We start from the raw sequence: 2594 nt of genomic DNA, 5'->3' as shown, positions 1-2594 counted from the left end.
ATGCAGCTGGATCGCCTTGCCTTCGACCAGCACCGGCTCGAACGCCTGGATGCCGAGACGATGCAGCGTCGGCGCGCGGTTGAGCAGCACCGGATGTTCGCGGATCACCTCTTCGAGGATGTCCCACACCTCGGCTTCTTCACGCTCGACCAGCTTCTTCGCCGCCTTGATCGTGGTGGCGAGGCCACGGCGTTGCAGCTTGGAGAAGATGAACGGCTTGAACAGCTCGAGCGCCATCTTCTTCGGCAGGCCGCACTCGTGCAGCTTGAGCGTCGGGCCGACCACGATGACCGAACGGCCGGAGTAGTCGACGCGCTTGCCGAGCAGGTTCTGGCGGAAGCGGCCCTGCTTGCCCTTGATCATGTCGGCGAGCGACTTCAGCGCGCGCTTGTTCGTGCCGGTGATTGCACGGCCGCGACGGCCGTTGTCCATCAGCGCGTCGACCGCTTCCTGCAGCATGCGCTTCTCGTTGCGCACGATGATGTCGGGCGCATTGAGTTCGAGCAGACGCTTCAGGCGGTTGTTGCGGTTGATGACGCGGCGGTACAGATCGTTGAGATCGGACGTGGCGAAACGTCCGCCATCGAGCGGCACGAGCGGACGCAGATCGGGCGGCAGCACCGGCAGCACGGTCATGACCATGTATTCGGGGCGGTTGCCCGACTCGAGGAAGGCTTCGACCAGCTTGATGCGCTTGGACAGACGCTTGAGCTTGGTCTCGGAATTGGTCGAGGCGATCTCTTCGCGCAACTTGATCAGCTCGGCATTGAGGTCGATCGTCTTGAGCAGCTCGTAGACGGCTTCCGCACCCATGCGCGCGTCGAACTCGTCGCCGTGCTCCTCGACCGCCTGCAGGTACTGCTCTTCGTTGAGCAGCTGGCCACGCGTGAGCGCAGTCAGGCCCGGGTCGACGACGACATAGGCTTCGAAATAGAGGATGCGCTCGATGTCGCGCAGGGTCATGTCGAGCATCAGGCCGATGCGCGACGGCAGCGACTTGAGGAACCAGATGTGCGCGACCGGCGACGCCAGCTCGATGTGGCCCATGCGCTCGCGGCGCACCTTGGTCAGGGTCACTTCGGTGCCGCACTTCTCGCAGACGACGCCGCGGTGCTTCATGCGCTTGTACTTGCCGCACAGGCACTCGTAGTCCTTGATCGGACCGAAGATCGCGGCGCAGAACAGGCCGTCACGCTCGGGCTTGAACGTGCGGTAGTTGATCGTTTCCGGCTTCTTCACTTCACCGAACGACCACGAACGGATCAGTTCCGGCGAGGCCAGCGCGATCTTGATTGAGTCGAAATCGAGCGACTGGCGGGTTTGGTTGAAGAGGTTAAGCAAGTCTTTCATTGTCTATCTCCGGGGAGGAGGAAATTCCGTAGGTCGAGGGTCGGGAGCGCGAAACGCGGCGCGTGAGAGCGAACTCACGCGCCTGTCGAGATCAGTGCTCTTCGAGCTCCATGTTGATCGCGAGAGAACGAATCTCCTTGACCAGCACGTTGAACGACTCGGGCATGCCCGCAGCCATCTCGTGATTGCCGTCGACGATGTTCTTGTACATCTGGTTGCGACCCGGAACGTCGTCGGACTTCACCGTCAGCATTTCCTGCAGCGTGTAGGCCGCACCGTAGGCCTCGAGCGCCCAGACTTCCATTTCGCCAAATCGTTGCCCGCCGAACTGCGCCTTGCCGCCCAGCGGCTGCTGGGTGACGAGCGAGTACGGACCGGTCGAACGCGCGTGCATCTTGTCGTCGACGAGATGGTTGAGCTTCAGCATGTGCATGTAGCCCACCGTCACCTTACGGTCAAACGCTTCACCCGTGCGGCCGTCGAACAACGTGGTCTGGCCCGATTCCGGCAGCTCGGCGAGCTTGAGCATGTGCTTGATCTCGCTCTCGGCGGCACCGTCGAACACCGGCGTCGACATCGGCACGCCTTCCTGCAGATTGGTCGCCAGGGCGAGGATTTCCTCATCGCTCAGCGACTTCAGGTTGACGCGCTGACCGAACGTGTCCTTGTCGTGGTTGTAGATCTCGTCGAGATACTTGCGCAGCTCGGCCACCTTGGCCTGCGCCTCGAGCATGCGCTGGATCTTCTCGCCGAGGCCCTTCGCGGCCCAGCCGAGATGCACTTCGAGAATCTGGCCGATGTTCATACGCGACGGCACGCCGAGCGGGTTGAGCACGATGTCGATCGACTGGCCGTTGGCCATGTACGGCATGTCCTCGACCGGACGGATCATCGAGACCACGCCCTTGTTGCCGTGACGGCCGGCCATCTTGTCGCCCGGCTGGATGCGGCGCTTGACGGCAAGGTAGACCTTGACCATCTTGAGCACGCCCGGGGCGAGGTCGTCGCCCGCGGTGATCTTGGCCTGCTTGGCCTTGAAGCGCTTGTCGAACTCGGCGCGGTGCGCGTCGATCTGCACCTTGGCCTTCTCGAGCAGGTCGGCGGCTTCCTCGTCCTTCATGCGCAGCGAGAACCACTCGTCGTGCTTGAGGCCGTCGAGGTACTCGCCGGTCAGCGCGGTGCCCTTCTTGATCCCCGCCGGGCCGCCGTTGGCGACCTGGCCGATGAGCTGGCCGCGCAGACGC

The 2594-nt window shown here is 63.1% G+C and carries 2 pseudogenes; both read right to left on the bottom strand.

From position 1 onward, the window contains the following. Positions 1–1350 (bottom strand): annotated as a pseudogene (locus VF497_RS11965) (DNA-directed RNA polymerase subunit beta'); the annotation flags it as partial. Positions 1351–1441: 91 nt separating this feature from the next. Beyond that, positions 1442–2594 (bottom strand): annotated as a pseudogene (gene rpoB / locus VF497_RS11960) (DNA-directed RNA polymerase subunit beta); the annotation flags it as partial.

Origin of the sequence: Rudaea sp. (assembly GCF_036383415.1) — a bacterium.
GTDB lineage: Bacteria > Pseudomonadota > Gammaproteobacteria > Xanthomonadales > Rhodanobacteraceae > Rudaea.
This window is presented reverse-complemented; position numbering and strand designations above follow the sequence as displayed.